We start from the raw sequence: 1,008 nt of genomic DNA, 5'->3' as shown, positions 1-1,008 counted from the left end.
AAGGCTAAAGCACTTCCGTGCTATAGCGACAAGGTACGATAAATTGAAATTACAGTTTGAGAGTATGTTAGCGCTGGCATGTGCAATGATTTGGCTACCAATGTGAAAGATCAACAGCCCCTAGTCAGCTAAAAAAATCTGAATATAAAAATAGCTCACAGAGTTTGTGTTGTTTTAATGCTCAAAAAGGAAGTGAATATAACAACAATCTTATGATCGTAGGGCGAGCTGTTAATGGTTGGCACCATGAGTTTAACCTGAATAATCTAAATGTAGAGCCGATGGTTAATGAAATATTTAAACATTCGACTACTTCTGATTGTCCGTTGAAATGGGTTGAGGATTCGTGGGGAAGTGAGGAGGGGTACAATACAAATTCATCTGCGTTTTGGCGTGTTACCAAACAAATATCTCAACATTTTAATGCATCCCCTTCAAGTTCAGGTTGGGCAAGTAAAATTGTATGGTCAAACCTTTACAAAATAGCTCCAAGCGATACTGGAAACCCTAGTGACAGTCTGTGTGATAAACAGTTTACCGACTGTAATGAATTACTACTTGCCGAAATTGAAGAATATAGCCCAAGAGTAATTGTTTTCTTTACAGGTCTTAACTGGTTCAATGGTTTCTTAAACGAGGCTGTATCACTATCAAGCAACAAAGAGCATAGTTTGGTTGAGGCTCATGGAGTCTTAAAGGTTAATGACGAAGACGTAACAATTATTATTGCTAAACATCCTCAAGGCAAACCAGAAGCAGAGATGGTAAGTGAAATCTTAAGCATCACATCAGTGACTTAACAAGGCCTTTAAACGGACAAAAAACAGTTTGCTATTTTCACTCCGTTCAACATTTTAGCAAACAATTTTTTGCCACTTAAGGTGGCGTTGAGGCTGTAGAATTACTCTTTTTAGGAACGTATTCTACTATTTTAAATTGATTGCTTTTTAACCTTGAACCCATCCGTTCGCTGTGATCTAATAGATATTATTCACCCACGGTAAACTG

At 37.6% G+C, this 1,008-nt stretch carries 1 protein-coding gene and 1 pseudogene; both read left to right on the top strand.

Translation table 11 applies throughout. The features are described 5' to 3' along the window. Window positions 1-106 (top strand): annotated as a pseudogene (locus tag H5119_RS20615) (IS5/IS1182 family transposase); the annotation flags it as partial. Between the two features lie 106 nt (window positions 107-212). After that, on the top strand, window positions 213-800 hold the full coding sequence (locus tag H5119_RS20610; RefSeq protein WP_259399076.1) for a uracil-DNA glycosylase family protein: 588 nt from the start codon (window positions 213-215) through the stop codon (window positions 798-800). Window positions 801-1,008: the final 208 nt, after the last annotated feature.

This window comes from Pseudoalteromonas sp. SG45-5 (assembly GCF_014164085.1).
GTDB classification, from domain to species: domain Bacteria; phylum Pseudomonadota; class Gammaproteobacteria; order Enterobacterales; family Alteromonadaceae; genus Pseudoalteromonas; species Pseudoalteromonas aliena.
This window is presented reverse-complemented; position numbering and strand designations above follow the sequence as displayed.